The organism is Kitasatospora sp. NPDC091207, assembly GCF_044768625.1.
Classification (GTDB): Bacteria; Actinomycetota; Actinomycetes; order Streptomycetales; family Streptomycetaceae; genus Kitasatospora.
Genome location: NZ_JBIVVS010000025.1, coordinates 79284 through 95473, shown reverse-complemented (window position 1 = coordinate 95473; position 16190 = coordinate 79284). Strand labels below are relative to the sequence as shown.

The window sequence follows — 16190 nt, the reverse complement described above, 5'->3', positions numbered from 1 at the left end:
ACTCGTGCTGGACAGCCAGGGCCTGTCCCTGGCTGTCGCCGAGGATCCGCTGGTGATGGCGCGGATCGACCACGCCAAGACTCACGGCGCCCGGGTGGTCATCAGCACGCTCACGTTGATCGAGGCGATGAATCCGCAGCAGCCACAGCCCCGTTGGGACTTCGTCGTCTCCCGCCTCAATGTCGAGGAGGTGACCCGGCAGGTGACTCGGCAGGCGATGGCACTGCTCGTGGCCGCCGGGCGGCATGGCCACAAGTACGCGATCGACGCCGTCGTCGCGGCCACTGCCATGGCGCAACCCGGACCCGTCCGGCTCCTCACCAGCGACCTGGACGACATGGCGAAGCTCTGCGACAAGCGGATCATGCTGATCCCGGTCTGACGCCTCCCACGCCGCCCGTCCAGCGGTAGCAGAGCTCCGGGCGGCCGACGTTGCCGTACTGCGGTTCGCGGGCGGCGAGGCCGGTGTCCACGAGGTGCTCCAGGTAGCGGCGGGCGGTGATCCGGGAGACCCCGGCGGCGGTGCCGGCGGCCGCCGCGGAGATCCCGGTGCGGGCCTCCCGCAGGACGGCGGCGACGGTGTCCAGCGTGGGGGCGCTCAATCCCTTGGGGAGGGCGGTGCGTTCGGGGGTGCGCAGCAGGGCGAGGGCCTGGTCGACCTCGTCCTGGCCGGTGGCCTCGCCGGTGCGGCCCAGGGTGTCGCGGTAGCGGGCGTAGCGCTCCAGGCGGTCGTGCAGGGCGGCGGCGCCGAACGGCTTCAGCAGGTACTGGACGACGCCCGCCGAGACGGCCTGGCGGACCATCGCGAGGTCCCGGGCCGAGGTGACGGCGATGACGTCGGTGGTGTGGCCGGCCGCGCGCAGCGTGCCGCAGAGCTGCAGGCCGTGCCCGTCCGGCAGGTAGAGGTCGAGCAGGGTGAGGTCGACGGGCCGGCCGGCCGCCCGGGCGCGGTCCAGGAAGCGCAGCGCGTCGGCGCGGCTGTGCACCGTGCCGACGGCGTGGAAGCCCGGTTCGCGCTGGACGTAGAGGGTGTGGGCGGCGGCGGCCACCGGGTCGTCCTCGACCACCAGGACGGCGATGTCGGGCCGGTCCGGGGAGCGGTTCACGACGCCACCTCCGCGCGCCGCGGCGGCCGCGGGCCCAGCGACGGACGGCTCAGCGGCGGGCAGCCCAGTGGCGGGCGACTGAGCGGCAGCCGGACGGTCAGCACCGCGCCGCGGTCCCGGCCGACCTCGACCGTGCCGCCGTTGCGCCGGGCGGTCTGGGCGACCAGGGCGAGCCCGAGGCCGTGGCCGCGGCCGTCCTGCTTGGTGCTCCAGCCGCGCCGGAACACGTCGTCCATCGCGCCCGGGTCGATCCCGGCGCCGGTGTCGGCGACCCGCAGCAGCAGGTGGTCGCCGTCGACCCGGGCGGTGACGGTGACCTCGGGCTGGTCCGGGCGGTCGGCGGCGCCGGCGATCGCGGCGTCCACCGCGTTGTCGACCAGGTTGCCGAGCACGGTGATCAGGTCGCGGGCGGCGAGGTCCGGGGGCAGTACCCCGTCGTCGATCCGGCTGTCCTCGGTGAGCGTCAACTCCACGCCCCGCTCGGCCGCCTGGGCGGCCTTGCCGAGCAGCAGGGCGGCCAGCACCGGTTCGCCGACGGCCGCGACGACGCGGTCGGTGAGCTGCTGGGCGAGCGCGAGTTCGGCGGTGGCGAACTCCACCGCCTGCTCGTGGCGCCCGAGTTCGATCAGCGAGACAACCGCGTGCAGCCGGTTGGCGGCCTCGTGCGCCTGTGCGCCGAGCGCCTCGGTGAAGCTCTTCACCGAGTCCAACTCGCCGGTGAGGGATTGCAGTTCGGTGTGATCGCGGAGGGTGACGACGCGGCCGAGGCCGGTGCCGATGGTGGAGGTGTTGAGCACCAGCACCCGCTCGGCGGTCAGCTGCACCTCGTCCCGGACCGGCTCCTCGCCGAGCACGGCCGCCACCAGGGCCTCCGGCAGCCCCAGCGCGTCGATCGGCCGCCGCTCCACCTCGCCCGCCAGCGCGAGGAGTTCGCGGGCGGCGTCGTTGCAGAGCACCACCCGGTGCTTGCGGTCGAGCAGCACCAGGCCCTCGCGCACCGAGTGCAGGGTCGCCTGGTGGTACTCGTAGAGGTGGCTGAGTTCGGCCGGGCCCATGCCGTGGGTGTGCCGCCGCAGCCGGGAGTTGGCGAGGTAGGTGCCGAGCCCGCCGACGGCGAGCGCGGCCACCGCGACCGCGACCAGCGCGAGCAGCGGTCCGCGCAGCTGCGCGGAGATGGACTGCACCGTGATGCCCGCGCTGACCAGCGCGACCACCCGGTGCCGGTCGTCCAGCACCGGGGTGACCACCCGCACCGACGGCCCGAGCGTGCCCGTGTACGTCTCGCTGCGGGTCTCCCCCGCGAGCGCCCAGTCGATGTGGCCCAGGAAGGTCCGGCCGATCTGCTCGGGCAGCGGGTGCGTCCAGCGCACCCCCGCGGTGTCCATCACGGTGATGAACGAGACCCCGGTGTCCACCCGGACCTGCTCGGCGTAGGGCTGGAGGACGGCGGTCGGGTCCGGCCCGGCGACGGCCGCGCGCACCGACGGGGAGTCGGCCACCGAGCGGGCGACCGCGGTGACCTGGCGGCGGGCCGCGTCCTCGGTGCGGTCGGCGGTGAACAGGTAGGCGAGCACGGCGCCGCCGGCCACCACGGCGGCGACGATCACCACCTGGACGACGAAGAGCTGTCCGGCCAGGCTGCGCACCGGCCGGCGCGGCGAGGGGAGCGTTCGCGCGGACATGCCTGACAGTGTGCACCACCGCCGGACCCCGGCCCGGGCCCCGCCCGGTACGCCCGGGGCCGCGCGGGGCGTGAACTCTATGAACGCAAACGTGACCTCCGTCACGGCGCGGCCCATAGTCGGAGCGGCCCACCACCCGGGGCCGCCAGGACTGCAGGGCGAAGGAGCCGCGGATGTCGATCACCGGAGCAGGACCGCAGGCGGGAGGCAGACGCCGGGACCGCACCCACTACCTCTACCTCGCGGTGATCGCGGCGGTGGTCGCGGGCGTGGCGGTCGGACTGGCCGCGCCGTCGTTCGCGGTCGAGCTGAAGCCGATCGGGACCGGGTTCGTCAATCTGATCAAGATGATGATCAGCCCGGTGATCTTCTGCACCATCGTGCTGGGCATCGGTTCGGTGACCAAGGCGGCGAAGGTCGGCAAGGTCGGCGGACTGGCCCTCGGCTACTTCCTCACCATGTCGACCGTGGCGCTGGCCATCGGCCTGCTGGTCGGCAACCTGCTGGAGCCCGGCGGCGGGCTGCACCTGACCGCCGCGCTGGCCAAGTCCGGCCACGCCCAGGCGGCCGCCGGAGGCGCCCAGTCCACCGCCGACTTCCTGCTCGGGATGATCCCGACCACCATGTTCTCGGCCCTCACCGAGGGCAAGGTGCTGCAGACCCTGCTGGTCGCCCTGCTGGCCGGCTTCGCCCTCCAGGCGATGGGCCCCGCCGGCGCGCCCGTACTGCGCGGGATCGAGCACGTGCAGCGGCTGGTGTTCCGGGTCATGTCGATGATCATGTGGGTGGCGCCGATCGGCGCGTTCGGCGCGATGGCGGCGGTGGTCGGCGCGACCGGTACGGCCGCCCTGAAGAGCCTCGCCGTGATCATGATCGGCTTCTACCTCACCTGCGGGCTCTTCGTCGTCGTGGTGCTCGGCACGCTGCTGCGGCTGGTCGCCGGGGTGAACGTGTTCACGCTGCTGCGCTACCTCGGCCGCGAGTTCCTGCTGATCCTCTCCACCTCGTCCTCGGAGAGCGCGCTACCCCGGCTGATCGCCAAGATGGAGCACCTGGGCGTCAGCCGTCCGGTCGTCGGCATCACCGTGCCGACCGGCTACAGCTTCAACCTGGACGGCACCGCGATCTACCTCACGATGGCCTCGATCTTCATCTCCGAGGCGATGGACAAGCCGATGTCGGTGGGCGAGCAGCTGTCGCTGTTGGTCTTCATGGTGATCGCCAGCAAGGGCGCGGCCGGGGTCACCGGCGCCGGTCTGGCCACCCTCGCGGGCGGCCTGCAGTCGCACAAGCCGGCGCTGGTGGACGGCGTCGGCCTGATCGTCGGCATCGACCGCTTCATGTCCGAGGCGCGGGCGCTGACCAACTTCGCGGGCAACGCGGTGGCCACCGTGCTGATCGGGCACTGGACCGGCGAGTTCGACCGGGAGCGGGCCCGGCAGGTGCTGGCGGGCGCGGTACCGTTCGACGAGCGGACGCTGGTGGACACCCACGGCGCGCCCGGCACGCCGGAGGCCGCTGCCCCCGGGACCTCCGACGGTCCGGACCCGCGGCCGGATCCCGTCCCCGCCCAGGGCGGCGCCCCGAGCAGGACGGCCGTCTGAGCCCGTCGCGGCTCCCCCTCACTCCCCCGGTCCGGCGCCTCGTTCAACCCCCCGAGCGGCGCCGGGCCGGGGGTCCGTCCTGCTCGGGGCCGGGACCGCCCCCGGCGGCCGGCCCCGTGACCGGCGGGCGGCGCCGCGCCGCCGGGCGCCCGTCAGAGCTCGTCGGATCCGCTGACCGCCCAGCTCAGGCCGCTCGCCGGATCCTCCACCGCGACGTGCAGGTGGCGCAGCCCGTCCTCCGGGTCGCACCAGGTGAAGCAGCGCATCCGGGCCACCAGGGCGTTCACCTCCGCGCGGTGCGGTCCACCGGCGCCGGCCATCGCGCCGAGCGCCCGCCACAGCGCCAACCGGCCCTGCGCCGACCCGTGCGCCCGGTCCACCGCCCCGGCCTGGAGCAGCACCGGGTAGACGAGCGCGAAGGGCAGGTACCCGCCGGTGACCCGCCGCCCGGGCGCCAGCAGCGCGGCGGCCTGCGGCGCCGGCCCCCGGGCGCAGACCACCTCCACCCAGTCCGCCAGCGCGGCCAGCGTCCGGGTGGTGCGCTGTCCGCGCAGCCTCCCGCCCCGTTCGGGCAGCAGGACCGGGCCGAGGCCCTCGCGGGTGGCGGGCAGCGTCAGCAGCGCGCTGCGCGAGCCACCGGCCGGCAGGTACTCCCGGACCCGCACGCCCTCGCCCCAGCCGGCCGACTCCCAGGGCTCCAACTGCAGCGGGATGCCCTCCGGATCCGGCTCGGCCCCGTACGAGAGGTCCTCGCCGATCAGGACCCGGGTGTGCGCGACCAGCCGGCGCACCGGCGCCGGGCCGAGCAGCGGGGCCAGCCGCAGCCAGGAGTGCCGGGTGGCCAGCACCTCCCAGAGCGGACCGGCGTCGTGGTCGGCCGGCCCGGCCGCGGTGCCGGGACCCCCGTCGTGGTCGAACAGTCGGACGGCCAGCTCGGGCGGCGCGGCGTACGCGATCAGGTGGCCGAGCGGCGCCGTCTCCGCCGCCGCCCGGACCTCACCGTCGCGTGCCGCGGCGAGGGCCCGGGCCCGCCGGTAGTGGCCGAGCAGCTCGGGCCAGCGGCCGTCCTCGGCCAGGATGCGGAGCCGATGCTCCTCGTACGTGATCACGATGCGCAGCGTACGGGCCGGGGCCTCGCATCAGCTGACTTGTCGTCAGTTCGGTGCGTCGGCCACCACTCACCACCACCCGACGGCACGCGGCGAGCCGTCGTGGACGGGCCGGACCCGGCCCGCCTCGGCGCGGCGTTCGCAGCCGCGCTCACGCTCGCGCTCGTGCCCGCCCGGGTGATCGTCAACACGCTCGACCGGGCGTTCGACCGGGTTCCGGCCGGGGCGCCCACCCGGCCGGCCGGGCTCGTGCCCGGTCTCGGCACGACGCCCACCCCCGGCGCCACCCCCGGCGCCGCGCCCGCCGCCGCGCCCGCCGCCGGCAGCGCGCCGCCCGCGCCCGCCCTCCCGCTCCAGGACCACCCGCAGCCGGGTCAGCGCGCGGCGCCGGGTGACCGCCAGCGTGGAGCGGTGCACGCCCAGCAGGGCGGCGGCCTCGTCGACGCTGTACCCGGCGAGATCGACCAGCCGCACCACCCGGGCCTGCTTCGCCGTCAGGCAGTCCAGCAGCCTGGCCACCTCCCAGCACGCCAGCAACTCCCCCAGCCCCCCGCCGAGCGGATCGGCCACGGCGTGGTCGTCCGCCGCCGACTCGGACAGCGGCACCCGGCGGCGTTCACGCCGCCACTGGTCGCGCACGAGGTTCGCCATCGTGGTGAACGCGTAGGCATAGGGCTGCGGATGACCGAGGAAGCGCTCGGGGCGGCGGGAGATCCTCAGGTACGCGTCGTGGACGACATCGTCGGCGGCGACCGGGCTCCCGGTGAGCGAGACGGCCGCGCGACGGAGCCGGGGCAACAGCTCCGTGAACACCCGGTTGAATTCGGCCGAGTTGGGAGCGGGGCCGCGATCCGGCTCCCGCCCACCCCGGCACCGACCGCTGGATTCCATGCCGCTCCCTCGGAAATCGGCACCCCGAAGGCGCAGTTGACGATCCGGTCGACAACCCGCCTGTGACGCACATCACATCATAGTTCGTCCTCTCACTCTGCGCAGTCATTCGTGTGCAATGCGTCATCAGCCGGGCGGAGCCGGGGCGTTCGGGCTCCGACCCACCCGGCCGGGACGGGCACCACGACCGAGGAGAGTGCACCATGTCGGGTTGTATCGCCAGGAACATCGCCAAGTTCGGGATGGTGGCCGCCGCCGCCCTCGGCGCGGTCGGCGCCACCGCGCTGCCGACCGTCGCCGCGCCGGCCGCCGCCGAGCAGTCCATCACCGCCGGTTCGGCCCTGTCGGCCCAGGCCGTCACCGCCTCCTACCGCTGCGTCATCACCGCCGACTACGGCTGGCGCTGGGAGGGCAACTGCCGGATCTACTCGGGCGAGCTGCGCACCATCACCTACTGCGCCAACGGCACCTCCACCACGGGGCTCTGGATCGGCGCCCGCTCGGAACCGTGGGCGGTCTGGGGCAACTGCCCCGGCTCCAGCTGGACCAGGATCGTGTTCCAGACCCGCGGCTGACCCTCCGCCGCGGCACGGCCCAGGGGTGCGGCCCGCGGACGGGCCGCACCCCTGGGCCGCACCCGGGCGGACAGCGCGCGGTCGGCGGGCGGCGTCAGGCCGCGCGGTGGTGCCGCTCCGGCGTCGGGCGGGCGGGCGCCGGCGGGAACTCCTCGATGGTCAGCTCACCCGCCTCCCGGTGGGCGGCGCGGTCCTGGGTCGTCGGGGAGAGCGTGACGAAGGCCGCGGTGAGGAAAAGGAACGACCCGATCCCGACCGCGAGCGGGAAGACGAACTCCATCGGACCGGCGCCGTCGAGCCCGGTCGGCCGGCGGTGCGCACGGGCGCACGGGCGCACGGGCAGACGGCCGCACGGGCATCCGGGCCTACGGACACGCGCTCGCGACCGGTGCTCACCCCGGCCCGTCGGGGCACCCGCGCGCGAAGGGATTCCGGCGGCCCGGGCGGCTCCCCGCAGGCCGGTCCGGGGGCGCGGCGGGCGGCGCGCGGGCGGGCGGGGACGGGCCGGCCGCGCCCCCGGTTTGAGCCTTCCCACAGCCGGGGCATGAACCCCGGCGGTACCCGCCTGTGCAATGCGACAGGCGATTTTTCCTGGTATTTGCAGCACTATGATCGGCGTAATGGCCGCACCTGCGGCAGCATCCCCGCGCCCCTTCCGGCGCGCCCAGGAGGGGAAGACCCATGAGCACCCGCACCGCCGACACCCGCAGACTCGCCGTCGCCGCCGCAGCGGCCCTCGCCCTCAGCCTCGGGGTCACCGCCTGCGGCAGCGACGGCGGCGACAAGGCCTCCGACAGGTCGTCCACCGCGGCATCGGCCTCCGGGGCGGCGACCACCGGGGCGTCGTCGGGCGCCGCCAAGGTATCCGGCCCGATCACGGTCTTCGCCGCCGCCTCGCTCAAGGAGACCTTCACCGACCTCGGCAAGAAGTTCGAGGCGGCCAACCCGGGCGCCAAGGTCACGTTCAACTTCGGCGGCAGCTCCAGCCTCGCCACCAGCATCAACGCCGGCGCCCCCGCCGACGTCTTCGCCGCCGCCAGCCCCGCCACCATGAAGACGGTGACCGACGCGGGTGGCGCCACCGGCGAGCCGAAGACCTTCGTCAAGAACACCCTCGCCATCGCCGTGCCCAAGGGCAACCCCAAGCACCTCGCCACGCTGAACGACCTCGCCGCCCCCGGCGTCAAGGTCGCGCTCTGCGCGAAGGAGGTGCCCTGCGGCGCCGCCGCCCTGACCGCGCTCAAGGCCGCCGGCGTCAACCTGACCCCGGTCACCCTGGAGCAGGACGTCAAGGGCGCCCTGACCAAGGTCGAGCTGGGCGAGGTGGACGCGTCGCTGGTCTACCGGACCGATGTGAAGGCCGATGCCGCGAAGATCGACGGCGTGGAGTTCCCCGAGGCCTCCAAGGCCGTGAACGACTACCCGATCGCCGCCCTCGCCAAGGCCCCGAACAAGGACGGCGCCGCCGCCTTCGTCGCGTACATCCAGTCGCCCGAGGCCCAGCAGGTGCTCACCGCGGCGGGCTTCCAGGCCCCGTGAGCCGCCGCACCACCCGGAGCCCCGCCTCCGGTCCCGACGCCCGCGCCGCCTCCGGCGCCGAGCCCGCGCGAGCGGGCCGGCGGCACCGGCGGCGGCGCGCGCGCCGCGTCCCGGTCGCGCTGCTGCTCCCGGCGCTGCTCGGGCTGGCGTTCCTGACCCTGCCGCTGGTCGGGCTGCTGATCCGGGCCCCCTGGAGCACCCTCTCCGAACAGCTCACCAGCACCGAGGTGTGGGACGCGCTGCGGCTCTCGCTGTTCTGCGCGACGGCGGCCACGGCGGTGTCGCTGGTGCTCGGGGTGCCGCTGGCCTGGGTGCTGGCGCGGACCGAACTGCCCGGGCGCCGGCTGGTCCGGGCGCTGGTCACGCTGCCGCTCGTACTGCCGCCGGTGGTCGGCGGAGTGGCGCTGCTGCTGGTACTGGGGCGGCGCGGCATCGTCGGCTCCTGGCTGGACTCCGCCTTCGGGATCACCCTGCCGTTCACCACCACCGGCGTGGTGATCGCCGAGGCGTTCGTCGCGATGCCCTTCCTGGTGATCAGCGTCGAGGGCGCGCTCCGGGCCGCCGACCCGCGCTACGAGGAGGCGGCCGCCACCCTGGGCGCCTCCCGGCTGACCGCCTTCCGCCGGGTGACCCTGCCGCTGATCGCCCCCGGCATCGGCGCCGGCGCGGTGCTGGCCTGGGCCCGGGCGCTCGGCGAGTTCGGCGCGACGATCACCTTCGCGGGCAACTTCCCGGGGCGGACCCAGACCATGCCGCTCGCCGTCTACCTGGCCATGGAGTCGGACCCGGAGGCGGCGATCGCGCTCTCGCTCGTCCTGCTGGTGGTCTCCATCGCCGTCCTGGCCGGGCTGCGCGACCGCTGGCTGTCCACGCCGTGACCGGCACCGCGCACCCCGCCCGCCCGGCGCCCGCCCCACGCGCTGTCACCCCGGGCGCGCCGGCGCCCCGTACCTCCCCCAGGACACCGCCACGATGACTGCCGCGAAGCACGCCCTCGACGCCCGGCTGCGGGTGGAGCGCGCCGCCTTCAGCCTCGACCTCGCGCTCACCGCCGCCCCCGGCGAGGTGGTCGCCCTGCTCGGGCCGAACGGCGCCGGGAAGTCCACCGCGCTGCGCGCGCTCGCCGGGCTGCTCCCGCTCACCGACGGCCACCTGCGGCTGGACGGCCGGGTGCTGGAGGACCCGGCGCAGCGGCTGCACACCCCCGCCGAGGAACGGCCGGTCGGCGTGGTGTTCCAGGACTACCTGCTCTTCCCGCACCTCAGCGCACTCGACAACGTCGCGTTCGGCCCGCGCTGCCAGGGCCGCCCCAAGCGCGAGGCCCGGGCCGAGGCCGCGGGCTGGCTGGAACGGATGGGCCTGGCCGACCACGCCGGTACCCGCCCCGGCCGGCTCTCCGGCGGCCAGGCGCAGCGGGTCGCGCTCGCCCGGGCACTGGCCGTCCGCCCGCGGCTGCTGCTGCTCGACGAGCCGCTGGCCGCCCTGGACGCCCGCACCCGGCTCGATGTCCGCTCGCAACTGCGGCGCCATCTGGCCGAGTTCGAGGCGGTGGCGGTGCTGGTGACACACGATCCGCTCGACGCGATGGTGCTGGCCGACCGGCTGGTGGTGATCGAGGGCGGCCGCGAGGTGCAGTCCGGCAGCCCCGCCGAGATCGCCCGGCGCCCGCGCACCGACTACATCGCCCGCCTGGTCGGCCTCAACCTGTACCAGGGCGTCGCGGACGGCCGCCGGGTCACGCTGGCCGACGGCACCGAGCTGGCCACGTCCGAGGAGCTGGCCGGCCCGGCGTTCGTCGCCTTCCCGCCGGCCGCCGTCACGCTGCACCGGAAGGCGCCGCAGGGCAGCGCGCGCAACGTCTGGGAGCTGGAGGTCGCGGGCCTGGACCTGCACGGCGACCAGGTCCGCGCCGATCTGGTCGGCACCCTCCCGATGGCGGCCGACCTCACCCCCGCCGCCGCGGCCGAACTCGACCTGGCGACCGGAACGACCGTCTGGGCCTCGGTCAAGGCCGTCCAGACCCACGCCTACCCGGCCTGAGCCGGCCGGGCCGATCCGGCGGGCACGGCCCGGGCGCGCCCGCCTACTCCGAGGGCTCCACGAAGCCGGACTCGTACGCGGCGATCACCGCCTGGGTGCGGTCCCGGGCCCCGAGCTTCGCCAGCACGCTGCTGACGTGCGTCTTCACGGTCTGCACGCCGAGGAACAGGCGCTCGGCGATCTCGGCGTTGGTCAGGCCCCGGGCCACCAGGCGCAGCACCTCGCTCTCGCGCTCGGTCAGCGCGGCGAGGGCCATCGCGTCCCGGGCCACCCGGTTGCCCTGACCGGCGGCGAGACGGCGGATCGCGGTGGGGAAGAGCAGCGACTCACCCGCCGCGACCAGGCGGACGGCGTGGGCGATCTCGGCGGGGCGGGAGCGCTTCAGCAGGAAGCCGTCGGCACCCGCACGCAGGGCCTGGTAGACGTAGTCGTCGTTCTCGAAGGTCGTGACGACCAGGATCTTCGGCGGCTGCCCCCGGGCTCCCCGGGTGCCACCGGGCGCACCAGCGCGCGGGTCGCCGCGAGCCCGTCCAGCCGCGGCATCCGCACGTCCATCAGCACCACGTGCGGGCACAGTTCGCGCGCCATGGCGACCGCCTCGGCACCGTCCGCCGCCTCGCCGACCACCCGCAGATCGCCCTGCGCCTCCAGCACGGCCCGCAGCCCGGCCCGGACCAGTTCCTCGTCGTCGGCGAGCAGAATGCCGATCATCACGCGCCCGAGCGTAGGGGCATCCGCACGGCCAGCACCCGCTGCCCGGACTCCGCCCCGGCCGAGGCCTCGCCGCCGAGCAGCGCGGCCCGTTCCCGGATGCCACGAAGCCCCTTGCCGCCCCGGCGCGGTGTCGCGCGGGCGGCGGCCGGCACCAGTGCGTTGGCGCAGCGCAGTTCCAACAGCCCGTCGTGCAAAGCGATCCGGACGGTGATCGGCTCACCGGGTGCGTACTTGAGGGCGTTGGTGACGCCCTCCTGGACGATGCGGTAGCCCTCTCGGGAGCGCACCCCGGGCAGGTGCGCCGTCGGCACCTCGATCCACGCCTCGACCGGACTGCCGGCCGAGCGCGCGGTGTCGAGGAGCGCGGGCACCTGGTCGAGGCCGGGACGCTCGGTGGCCACGGCGTCCGCACTCCCGGGAGCGCCGTCGGCACCGACTCCGTCGCGGGTCTCGCGGAGCAGGACGAGCGTGCGCTCCAAGTCCTCCATCGCCTGCCGGCCGGTCTCCTCGATGACTTCGAGCGCCCTGGCGACGAACTCCGGGTCGTCGACCACCCGCGCCGCGCCCGCCTGGATGACCGTCACCGTCAGGGCGTGGCCGATCGAGTCGTGCAGCTCCCGGGCCAACCGGTTGCGCTCCAGCAGCCGTTCGGCCCGCAGCTCGGCGGCGGCCAGCCGTTCCGCCGGGGAGGGCCCCAGCAACCGCACCGCCATGGCGAGTTGGAGACGGCCGGCCCAGACGATCAGCCAGCCCAGGGCGAACAGCAGCGGCGGCGCCGCGAGCGGGTACCAGCGGATCCCCCGGTGCTCCGGCAGCCGGAGGCCGAACACCTCCGGCGCGGGGTGGAGGAGCAGGTCGAAGACGGCGGCCGGGACCAGCACGGAGAGGCAGCCGACGGCCGCTCCGAGTGCCACCCGCCCGATCAGCCACACCGCCGTCCGGCGCCGGTCGGGGCGGCACCGAGGAGGTACGGCCCGGCGCGCTCGCACGGGCGGACGCGATGTTTCCGTACGGGGCGGCGTCCGTGGTCGCCGCGCGCCGTACTGGGCGCCCGCTACCAGGCGGGGGCCCCGTGACCGCCCGAGAGGCAGTATTGGACCGACCCATTCAAAATCTGCTACGTTCGACCCATGGCCCGACCGAGAACCTTCGACGAGGAGCGGGCCCTGGACGCGGCGATGCGCACGTTCTGGAGCAAGGGCTACGAGGCCACTTCCACCCAGGACCTGTGTGACGCCACGGGCCTGGGGCGCAGCAGCATCTACAACACCTTCAAGAGCAAGCACGATCTCTTCGAGCGTGCGCTGGCCCGCTACATCGACTCCACGACGAGCGCGCAGCTGGCCGTCCTGGAGGACCGGCGGCTCACCGCCGCCGAGCGCGTCCGCACCCTGCTGGCCATGGTGGTGGACGGCGAGACGGAGCACCGGGCGGGCGGCCGCAGTCTCGGCTGCCTGACCGTGAACACCACGGTGGAGCTGGCCGGCCGGGACTCCCGGGCGGCGGGGATGCTGGAACGGGACACCGCGCTCCGGCTGGCCTCCCTGCGCGCGGTACTCGAAGAGGGCCGGCGGGACGGGAGCGTCACGTCCTCCAGGGACGCCGGAGCACTGGCCCGCTTCGTCAACGCGGCGATCGGAGGCATGCGGATCTCCAGCCAGGGCGGCGCCGACCGGGCCGCACTGGAGTCGATCGCCGACATCATCCTGGACGCCCTGACCGCCTGACGGAAAGCGCTGCCCGACCCTGGGCAGCGCTTTCCCTTGCCCAAATTTTGAACTGATCGATACAAAATGAGCCCGCGACACCACCCGGCCCTACCACCGGGCGGCCCGACGGAAGGAGACGGACCCCGTGCCCCGCGCCGTATACGTCCTGGCACTCGGCATCTTCGCCATGGTGACCAGTGAGTTCGTGGTTGCCGGACTGATGCCGCAGATGGCCGACGGCCTGAACGCAACCATCCCCCAGATCGGATACCTCATCACCGCCTTCGCGGTGGCCATGGCGACCGGCGGGCCGTTCCTGACCATGGCCCTCATGAAGCTCCCGCCCCGCACGGCGCTGATGGTGCTGTTCGCGGTCTTCCTGGCGGGCAACGTGCTGGCCGCCACCGCGAGCGGCTACGCCACGATGCTGGCCGCACGCATCGTCACCGGCATCGCCTCGCAGGCCTTCTTCGGTGTGGGCATCTCCCTGTGCGCCCAGATCACCCGGCCCGAGGTCCGCGGCCGCGCGATCGCGGTGGCGATGAACGGCCTGATGCTCGGCACCCTGCTCGGCCTGCCCATCTCCACCCTCGTCGGCGAGCACTTCGGCTGGCGTGCCGCGTTCTGGACCATCACCGTGATCACCGTGATCGCCGCGGTGGCCACCCTCTTCGGCGTGCCCCGCATCGAGTGGGCCCAGGGCGGCGGCAGCTTCCGCGAGGAGATCGGCGTCTTCCGCAAGCCCAAGCTGTGGCTGGTGCTGACCACCAGCACGCTCATCATCGGCGCCACCTTCTCGGCCTTCAGCTACTTCAACCCGATCCTCACCGACCTCGCCGGCTTCTCCGCCGGCACCGTCCCCGTCCTGCTGATCGCCTACGGCGCCGCCACGGTCGTCGGCAACAACATCGTCGGCCGTTTCGCCGACCAGCACACCGTGCCCGTGCTCGCCGTCGGCCTGGTGCTCAACACCGTCTTCCTGGCCGGCTTCGCCCTCCTGGCCGACCTGCCCACCCCCGCGATCATCTGCATGATGGGGATCGGCCTGGTCGGCGTCACCATGAACCCGGCCATGGCGACCCGCGTCCAGCGCACCGGCAACGCGGGTCCGCTGGTCAACACCGTTCACTCCTCCTTCATCACCCTCGGCATCATCCTGGGCTCCTCCATCGGCGCCATGGTGATCGGCACCTGGGGGCTGCGCGCACCGCTCTGGCTGGGGGCGATCATGGCCGTCGCCGGCCTGGCCACCGTGCTGCCCGACCTGGCCCGGCGGCCCGCCCCGGAGCCGGTCGCCGCGGCCCCGGCCACCGACGCCCCCGCCAGGCAGACCGAGCAGGTCTGAGGAGGGGGCCGCACGCGACAGGGCGGCCGGCATCCCAGCCGGCCGCCCAGTCGCGGCTGTCTGTGCGGCAGGAGCCGCGCACGCGTGGACCGCCGCTCAGGCGCCCGGTCGTACCCGGGCGCGGTCGCCGGTAGGCGTACGCGGCGGACACCGCCGACTGTGGCGAGGGCGCCGCCTGGCTAGTCCAGCTGGAAACGAAGGCGAACGTCGTCTGCCCATTGCCCTGTTTCGGCGTCGCTCTCCTGCCACCGTCCTTTGTCATAGATCAGCGTCCGCGGCCCGAGCAGGACCTGTGGGAACAGGGACCGGCTCGGCACCCGGGGAAGCACCTCGATGGTGTCAACACGGAAGGCAGGCACCTTGAATCCGCACGGATCACCATCATGGAAGAGCACGGATCCATGGCCGGAGAACCAGGCGACGAGGCTGGAGTCGGCCAGGTTGCAGACAACCGGGACCTCAACAGTCCCGGACGCGGTGTCGCAGTCCTTCTCCTGCACCTCCGGCGCCGCCAGGAGGAGTCCCCGGGGAAGGGGCCGGGTCTGCGGGTCGGCTGCCGAGCCGAGGAACATCAGGGAGTTCCGGGATTCTGGGCCGGCCATGTCTTTGACCATGACAGGCACCGCGTCCCAGCCGTCCAGGCTCTGGGCAGCGCGGTAGGCCGCCGCGCACCGGGCCAGATCGCCCAAGCCATCGAAGTACGTCACATCGAGAGTCGGTCCGTCGCCGTTGTCGAAACTGAAGACCGACTCGGGGTGGCAGGTGGTGAGGAAGTCAAGCAGGACGGGATGGTCGCCGAGGAGAGCGTCGCTGTCCGGGTCGGCGAGCGCCCGCATCAGGTGCACGTACTGACCGTCCTTCTCGACCCGGGCGGAAACGGTCAGGGCGAAGCCCGCAGGATGGACGTAACCGAAGTGGTGCTCGTTGGCGGTACGCAGCACCGGCAGTTCCGCGGACACAGGAGTGGTCTGGACGCACACCCTGGTGGGATGGTCCATGACGAAACCTGCCAGTACGTACGGCTGGGGCAGGTGCGCCAGGCCCCCCATGACCTTGCCGCTCAGCGCGAGTTCGCGCATCCTTCGGTCACGTCGCTCCGGTTCACCGAAGGTGGCCAGGTAGAGCGCCTCCCGCTCAGCGGGTGTTCCTTGCTCGAACCACGCGTACAGGTCCAGGGATGTGATGAGGGTTGCCTGGCTGTCGGCATCGCGGTGGACCTGGATCTGGACTGGTCCGGTGATCGGTTCGGCAATCTTCCGGGCAGCGTCGGCACGCACCTGCTCAAGGTAACCGAGGGCACTGACCTCCCTGATCGCGTCCCGGATCTCCGCCACGGGCCGCATGTCCTTGGGGGTGAAGTGCGTGGACTCTTTGGCGGACGCCAGAAAATGGGACAGCTCCACGATGAAGGCGGCGTCCATCATCCGGAAATAGACGGCCGCGGACTCCGGCCCGTTCAGCTTCACCAAGGCGAGACCGGTCGGGAACTGGGCTGCCAGCAGGCACTCGGCATCCGCCCGATTCAGCCTGATCCGCCCGCCGTCCCGATCCGTCGCGCGGACGCTGAAGCCGACGAAGACTCCGGATACCGGCCCGGTCCGGCCGAAGCCCGCGGCCAGGTCCGGCTGGCACAGGAAATCGAACCCGAAGTCGTGTTCGACCTTGTTGGGAATGATGAAGTTCTCCTGGCAGGAGAGCCGGAACCGGTCCTCTCCGATCGCCCCGATGCGCTGGGCGGCGTTGCGTTTCTTCGGCACGGTCCCCCAGATCGCGTGTTCCTGCCAGGCGGACCGGATGCGTCTGCTGCTCCCACGGCCGCGTCTGCTGCTCGTTCCTCATTGTCGCAGCCGCACCGGATCGCCCGCACAGATATCTG

15 protein-coding genes and 1 pseudogene are annotated in these 16190 nt (G+C 73.7%); 8 read left to right on the top strand and 8 right to left on the bottom strand.

What is annotated here, in order from left to right; genetic code table 11:
* The first annotated feature begins 4 nt into the window (after positions 1 to 4).
* A complete protein-coding gene (locus ACIQTO_RS31060; protein WP_402394992.1) occupies positions 5 to 382 on the top strand; it encodes a type II toxin-antitoxin system VapC family toxin in 378 nt (125 codons plus the stop codon).
* On the opposite strand, the gene ACIQTO_RS31055 is transcribed toward ACIQTO_RS31060, so the two are convergent.
* Both ACIQTO_RS31055 and ACIQTO_RS31050 read right to left on the bottom strand, forming a co-directional pair.
* The gene (locus ACIQTO_RS31055) at positions 363 to 1106 is read right to left on the bottom strand and encodes a response regulator (RefSeq protein ID WP_402394990.1); all 744 of its coding nucleotides are present in this window, start codon (positions 1104 to 1106) and stop codon (positions 363 to 365) included. The two genes, ACIQTO_RS31060 and ACIQTO_RS31055, sit on opposite strands and share 20 nt — an antisense overlap.
* The gene (locus tag ACIQTO_RS31050; protein ID WP_402394987.1) at positions 1103 to 2788 is read right to left on the bottom strand and encodes an ATP-binding protein; all 1686 of its coding nucleotides are present in this window, start codon (positions 2786 to 2788) and stop codon (positions 1103 to 1105) included. Before ACIQTO_RS31050 ends, ACIQTO_RS31055 begins: the two co-directional genes overlap by 4 nt.
* 173 nt (positions 2789 to 2961) lie before the next feature.
* Between ACIQTO_RS31050 and ACIQTO_RS31045 the strand changes: the two genes are divergently transcribed.
* A complete protein-coding gene (locus ACIQTO_RS31045) occupies positions 2962 to 4392 on the top strand; it encodes a cation:dicarboxylate symporter family transporter (protein WP_402394984.1) in 1431 nt (476 codons plus the stop codon).
* 152 nt (positions 4393 to 4544) lie between these two features.
* Here the strand turns inward: ACIQTO_RS31045 and ACIQTO_RS31040 are convergent, their stop codons facing one another.
* Together ACIQTO_RS31040 and ACIQTO_RS31035 are read right to left on the bottom strand one after the other, a co-directional pair.
* Positions 4545 to 5501, bottom strand: a complete 957-nt coding sequence (locus ACIQTO_RS31040) for a hypothetical protein (protein ID WP_402394981.1) — start codon at positions 5499 to 5501, stop codon at positions 4545 to 4547.
* Between the two features lie 69 nt (positions 5502 to 5570).
* On the bottom strand, positions 5571 to 6314 hold the full coding sequence (locus ACIQTO_RS31035) for an RNA polymerase sigma factor (protein ID WP_402394979.1): 744 nt from the start codon (positions 6312 to 6314) through the stop codon (positions 5571 to 5573).
* 281 nt (positions 6315 to 6595) lie between these two features.
* Here ACIQTO_RS31035 and ACIQTO_RS31030 point away from each other — a divergent pair, with 281 nt between their 5' ends.
* Complete coding sequence (locus ACIQTO_RS31030) at positions 6596 to 6967, top strand: hypothetical protein (RefSeq protein ID WP_402394976.1); 372 nt, start codon at positions 6596 to 6598, stop codon at positions 6965 to 6967.
* 94 nt (positions 6968 to 7061) lie between these two features.
* On the opposite strand, the gene ACIQTO_RS31025 is transcribed toward ACIQTO_RS31030, so the two are convergent.
* Positions 7062 to 7247 (bottom strand): hypothetical protein, encoded by a 186-nt coding sequence (locus ACIQTO_RS31025; protein WP_402394974.1) that lies wholly within the window; start codon positions 7245 to 7247, stop codon positions 7062 to 7064.
* A gap of 401 nt (positions 7248 to 7648) precedes the next feature.
* On the opposite strand from ACIQTO_RS31025, the gene modA reads away from it, so the two are divergent.
* The 3 genes from modA to ACIQTO_RS31010 all read left to right on the top strand — a co-directional run bounded on the left by modA (position 7649) and on the right by ACIQTO_RS31010 (position 10546).
* Positions 7649 to 8506, top strand: a complete 858-nt coding sequence (gene modA, locus ACIQTO_RS31020; protein ID WP_402394971.1) for a molybdate ABC transporter substrate-binding protein — start codon at positions 7649 to 7651, stop codon at positions 8504 to 8506.
* Positions 8503 to 9384, top strand: coding sequence for an ABC transporter permease (locus tag ACIQTO_RS31015; protein WP_402394968.1), 882 nt, complete (start codon positions 8503 to 8505; stop codon positions 9382 to 9384). The genes modA and ACIQTO_RS31015 overlap by 4 nt, the downstream gene beginning before the upstream one ends.
* Before the next feature lie 94 nt (positions 9385 to 9478).
* Positions 9479 to 10546, top strand: a complete 1068-nt coding sequence (locus tag ACIQTO_RS31010; RefSeq protein ID WP_402394965.1) for an ABC transporter ATP-binding protein — start codon at positions 9479 to 9481, stop codon at positions 10544 to 10546.
* 43 nt (positions 10547 to 10589) lie between these two features.
* On the opposite strand, the pseudogene ACIQTO_RS31005 reads toward ACIQTO_RS31010, so the two are convergent.
* Both ACIQTO_RS31005 and ACIQTO_RS31000 read right to left on the bottom strand, forming a co-directional pair.
* Positions 10590 to 11257, bottom strand: a pseudogene (locus tag ACIQTO_RS31005) (response regulator).
* Positions 11257 to 12174, bottom strand: a complete 918-nt coding sequence (locus tag ACIQTO_RS31000) for a sensor histidine kinase (RefSeq protein WP_402394962.1) — start codon at positions 12172 to 12174, stop codon at positions 11257 to 11259. Before ACIQTO_RS31000 ends, ACIQTO_RS31005 begins: the two are co-directional and overlap by 1 nt.
* Positions 12175 to 12390: 216 nt before the next feature.
* On the opposite strand from ACIQTO_RS31000, the gene ACIQTO_RS30995 reads away from it, so the two are divergent.
* Both ACIQTO_RS30995 and ACIQTO_RS30990 read left to right on the top strand, forming a co-directional pair.
* The gene (locus ACIQTO_RS30995; protein WP_402394959.1) at positions 12391 to 12987 is read left to right on the top strand and encodes a TetR/AcrR family transcriptional regulator; all 597 of its coding nucleotides are present in this window, start codon (positions 12391 to 12393) and stop codon (positions 12985 to 12987) included.
* A gap of 127 nt (positions 12988 to 13114) precedes the next feature.
* Positions 13115 to 14314 (top strand): MFS transporter, encoded by a 1200-nt coding sequence (locus ACIQTO_RS30990; protein WP_402394956.1) that lies wholly within the window; start codon positions 13115 to 13117, stop codon positions 14312 to 14314.
* Positions 14315 to 14493: 179 nt separating this feature from the next.
* Here ACIQTO_RS30990 and ACIQTO_RS30985 read toward each other — a convergent pair whose 3' ends face one another.
* The gene (locus ACIQTO_RS30985) at positions 14494 to 16071 is read right to left on the bottom strand and encodes a hypothetical protein (protein ID WP_402394953.1); all 1578 of its coding nucleotides are present in this window, start codon (positions 16069 to 16071) and stop codon (positions 14494 to 14496) included.
* Between the last annotated feature and the right edge of the window lie 119 nt (positions 16072 to 16190).

Excerpts from the sequence above, each read along its gene's own strand:
- ACIQTO_RS31050 (WP_402394987.1), bottom strand. The coding sequence starts at position 2,788 with ATGTCCGCGCGAACGCTCCCCTCGCCGCGCCGGCCGGTGCGCAGCCTG.
- ACIQTO_RS31045 (WP_402394984.1), top strand. The coding sequence starts at position 2,962 with ATGTCGATCACCGGAGCAGGACCGCAGGCGGGAGGCAGACGCCGGGAC.
- ACIQTO_RS31030 (WP_402394976.1), top strand. The coding sequence starts at position 6,596 with ATGTCGGGTTGTATCGCCAGGAACATCGCCAAGTTCGGGATGGTGGCC.
- ACIQTO_RS31025 (WP_402394974.1), bottom strand. The coding sequence starts at position 7,247 with ATGGAGTTCGTCTTCCCGCTCGCGGTCGGGATCGGGTCGTTCCTTTTC.
- modA (WP_402394971.1), top strand. The coding sequence starts at position 7,649 with ATGAGCACCCGCACCGCCGACACCCGCAGACTCGCCGTCGCCGCCGCA.
- ACIQTO_RS31010 (WP_402394965.1), top strand. The coding sequence starts at position 9,479 with ATGACTGCCGCGAAGCACGCCCTCGACGCCCGGCTGCGGGTGGAGCGC.
- ACIQTO_RS30995 (WP_402394959.1), top strand. The coding sequence starts at position 12,391 with ATGGCCCGACCGAGAACCTTCGACGAGGAGCGGGCCCTGGACGCGGCG.